Source organism: Paenibacillus sp. E194 (assembly GCF_000935845.1).
GTDB lineage: Bacteria > Bacillota > Bacilli > Paenibacillales > Paenibacillaceae > Paenibacillus_B > Paenibacillus_B alvei_B.
Window position 1 is genome coordinate 1 of the sequence record NZ_JMDX01000385.1, and the last position, 3,623, is coordinate 3,623.

The 3,623-nt window shown below is 42.2% G+C and carries 5 protein-coding genes and 2 tRNA genes; 5 read left to right on the forward strand and 2 right to left on the reverse strand.

The features are described from left to right. On the reverse strand, positions 1-247 hold a 247-nt coding region (locus tag AZ66_RS27825), incomplete at its 3' end, for a bZIP transcription factor (RefSeq protein ID WP_044357881.1). A gap of 298 nt (positions 248-545) precedes the next feature. Here AZ66_RS27825 and AZ66_RS27830 point away from each other — a divergent pair. The 3 genes from AZ66_RS27830 (at position 546) to AZ66_RS27840 (ending at position 1,726) form a co-directional block, all read left to right on the forward strand. After that, positions 546-634, forward strand: a tRNA-Leu gene (locus AZ66_RS27830). A gap of 162 nt (positions 635-796) precedes the next feature. Continuing rightward, on the forward strand, positions 797-1,468 hold the full coding sequence (locus tag AZ66_RS27835; protein ID WP_442950330.1) for a uracil-DNA glycosylase: 672 nt from the start codon (positions 797-799) through the stop codon (positions 1,466-1,468). A gap of 182 nt (positions 1,469-1,650) precedes the next feature. Next, a tRNA-Val gene (locus tag AZ66_RS27840) sits at positions 1,651-1,726 on the forward strand. A 312-nt stretch (positions 1,727-2,038) separates the two neighbouring features. Here the strand turns inward: AZ66_RS27840 and AZ66_RS32210 are convergent. Further along, entirely contained in the window at positions 2,039-2,239 is a 201-nt protein-coding gene (locus AZ66_RS32210; RefSeq protein ID WP_197081789.1) for a hypothetical protein, read from the reverse strand. An 817-nt stretch (positions 2,240-3,056) separates the two neighbouring features. On the opposite strand from AZ66_RS32210, the gene AZ66_RS31710 reads away from it, so the two are divergent. Together AZ66_RS31710 and AZ66_RS27855 are read left to right on the forward strand one after the other, a co-directional pair. Beyond that, positions 3,057-3,215, forward strand: coding sequence for a hypothetical protein (locus AZ66_RS31710; protein ID WP_156160120.1), 159 nt, complete (start codon positions 3,057-3,059; stop codon positions 3,213-3,215). Between the two features lie 103 nt (positions 3,216-3,318). Then, positions 3,319-3,513 carry a hypothetical protein gene (locus AZ66_RS27855; RefSeq protein WP_044357884.1) on the forward strand — a complete coding sequence of 65 codons (195 nt, stop codon included), beginning with the start codon at positions 3,319-3,321 and terminating at the stop codon, positions 3,511-3,513. Positions 3,514-3,623 lie beyond the last annotated feature (110 nt).

A 3,623-nucleotide genomic window follows, 5' to 3' on the forward strand; every position in this document is an offset into this window, starting at 1 on the left:
CGCCTTTAGTAAGACTATCCTTCGCTCCGGCAAGCATGCGGTCAGCTCCATTTTTGATATCATCGATTTCTTTCTTTAAATCGTTAATTGTACCTTTTAATTGCGTATTTTCTTGCTGCAGGTTTCTTACTTTAGCAGTCAAATTCTCGTTCGCAGATACCATATCGTCATATGAGGATTGCGAGATGCTAGAACAGCCTGATAGGAGTAAGAAAGAAGCACATAGTAGGGTAATTATTCGCTTCACTGCCCGGATCCTCCTAGATGGTAGTAGTTCTATTGTACGACAAAAGCCAAATATTCCAATGAAAATAATGGTAACAAAGGTAACGTGGGGATAATCCAATAGGAGGAAAAAGACCAGATTATGAATGTTCATTTGCGAACATTCACATCGATAAATTTATTGTTGACATCATATAAAGGCGTATGATATATTATATCTTGTCGGTTGCGATGTACAGTGTTTTGAAACGAAAGTGGATGAGCAGCTTGTAGTGCGCAATGATGCAGCATATTGAACCACATGACGATGTGGCAAATATGCCGGGGTGGCGGAATTGGCAGACGCACAGGACTTAAAATCCTGCGGTAGGTGACTACCGTACCGGTTCGATCCCGGTCCTCGGCACCACTTATTGATGATGAGAACTCCTTTCCTGTTCAGGGTTTGAACAAGTGAGGAGTTTTTTGCTTTATATTCCTTTTTAATATGAAATGTGAATTGATTTGAGGATTACATAATAATCGTAATAGACTGATAGATACCGACATGGAAGGGGAATATACAGTGGGAATGCATGTACAGAATGATTGGGCGGAATTGCTCCATGAGGAAGTTAGACAGCCATATTTCAAGCAGCTGTGGGGCTGGCTTCGAGAAGAATACGAGCGTGCTGTCATTTATCCGCCATATGATCATATATTTTCTGCATTGAATGCGACGTCCTATACAGATACGAAGATTGTCATCGTTGGCCAAGATCCTTATCATGGGCCAGGACAGGCTCATGGATTAAGCTTTTCCGTTCAACCGGGTGTTAAACTTCCGCCTTCACTTCAGAACATGTTCAAAGAGGGAGCAGCAGATGTTGGTCTGAAGATGCCGAACAACGGAAGCTTGCTGCACTGGGCCAAGCAAGGCGTCCTCATGCTGAACACAGTACTGACCGTCGAACAAGGACAAGCAGCATCACATCGCGGGAAGGGCTGGGAGAAGTTCACCGACCGTATCATTCAATTGTTGAATGACAGAGATCGCCCAATCATATTTGTTCTATGGGGAAGCCATGCACAAGCGAAGGCGAGCATGATTGATTTGTCAAAGCATTATATCGTACAAGCGCCGCATCCAAGTCCCTTGTCTGCACATCGTGGGTTCTTTGGAAGCAAGCCGTACTCGAAAATTAATAATAAGCTGCGCGAATGGGGCGAGCAGGAGATCGACTGGCAAGTCCCCAATATCTAAATAAGGAATAGGTGTCATCGTGAACTGCTTTCATGGAATAGTAAGTTGTTGTAGGCTTGTAAGAAGGTGTGAGCGATATACTGTGAAAGTGGTTCATGTGGCTGCCGATCATTCAGGAAAAGTCATCTCTAGTAATTGACATGGTAATATATTGATGTTATATTAAATTTGTTAATAAACATGATCTGTTAGCTCAGCTGGGAGAGCACCATCTTGACAGGGTGGGGGTCAGTGGTTCGAGCCCACTACAGATCACCATACTTTAAACATCAAAAGCCTTGATTATGAAGGCTTTTTCTATTTCTATTCCTTTGAACAGTGGAAACCTGCAACAGAATCATTCTGGTCATGAAAATAAACCTAACATAGGAAGATGTTTTCGGGTATGGTAAGTGAGCGATGCACAAATGCACTGCTTTAGTTCATCTATGGATACAAGGTCGTCTCCATCGAACACAATTGCTCGGTTCCCTTCAAATTTGAAGATGTCACGATAAATTTCCCTAAATGTCTCAACTAGCTTTGTGTTACAGTTAAAATACAAGGCATACTGATTCGGAGTCTCCTGTTTCAACCGATTCTAATCGTGCTTCCTTTTTTCATGACATAGCTAGGTTCACCCCATTTTAGCGTCTCTTCCACAGAACCAACACCATCTGTTTCCGATGCAGTATCTAAAATGAGCTGACGGAGAAAAAACAATTTTCCTTGAATATGTAATGGATAATGTTCGAATACTGCTGCTACCTTCGTGTTCTCAATCTCGACCACTTGGATCCTCCCTTTATTTACAATTAGAATAGACAGGAGCCTCTCTAATTTCACTATATATTCCCTTCCACTGTACGAACCCATCATGCTATCAACATACTAGAGCGGTGTTTGTATATTTGTCAACATCATGCATTAAGAAAAATAAGATCAAGGATATAGTTTAATACGAATTATTCTCTGCCTATTTTCATTGATTTCTCTGAGGGATACTGAAGTACAGTAGAACTTATATGGAGAAGGGAAGTTTGGAATGGAGCAGAAGGGTGCATTACATATCGTTAAGGAAAGTTGGAATTATTGGTCCGATACTTGGTATTCGAAATATCGAACGGAAGAGGCAATTTCCAATCTAATAGATTCTCCAGAATCAGCGTTTCATCCTACGACTTATGCAATGATCAACTCCGTCATGCCTTGTTTGCAGGGGAAGCGAGTGTGTGCCTTCTAGCGGTGACAACTATGCGGTATTTGCGTTTCATCTTATGGGCGCAATAGTGACTTCATGCGATATTGCAGAGAGACAAGTAGAGAACAGTGCCCGCATTGCAAATAGGTCTCTTTTCTGATCAAGAGCTTGTGAATATGTGCAACTGGAAGTTGAACGAGTCAGCAGCCTTGCCTCAGTGGCTGTCAATCTGTGCGAGGAAATAGATATTATTACTAGATCAAGCATCTCTCATTCGTATCTAACGGGTGATGGATGCTTTTTTATTTTGTTCGTAATTGCAAGAACTAAACTTTCAACTGCTTTCATATAGTGAAGGTATAACGAATGTTTCGCTATTGAATGGGGACAAGCGGAGGAGGTTGGGTTATGGGAGCCGAATTGAGTGTATGGATAATCGGTGTGTTTGGGATCGTAGCGGTTGTCTGTTGGTTTTTATCCAAGCTTCTCATCTTTGATAGTACAAAGCATGATGAGCAATTTGTATGGCTTCGCTCAGTTGAAGAGTATACCAGCAAGAAGGAATGAAGTCATGAGCAAGGAAGGGCATGAGACGTTTAAGGGATTAACTTTACGGTGAGAATAGGGGCTATATCGTGAAGTTATTAGTGATGTTAGCGGGGGTAGCAGCATGCGCAGACCATGGAACGTAATAGGCGTGGTAATGTTGGCTGGAATCATCACGGGCGTCCTGCTTGTTGGGCTTAGTATGAACGCTGTCGACGCAAGTCGCTTCTATCCTGGGATTGATCCTGTAGAGAAGAAGATACCGATCTATGAGGATGTGTATGGTAAGCCAATTATTGAGGAAGTGTATGAGCCCTAAAGTATAACCATACAAGTGGCCGACAGCCCTAGAGATCCTGAGGATCTCCAGGGCTGTTTTCTTCATAAATGTCGATCATTATGCTTCATTAATCTGTGTTGGATGAATGA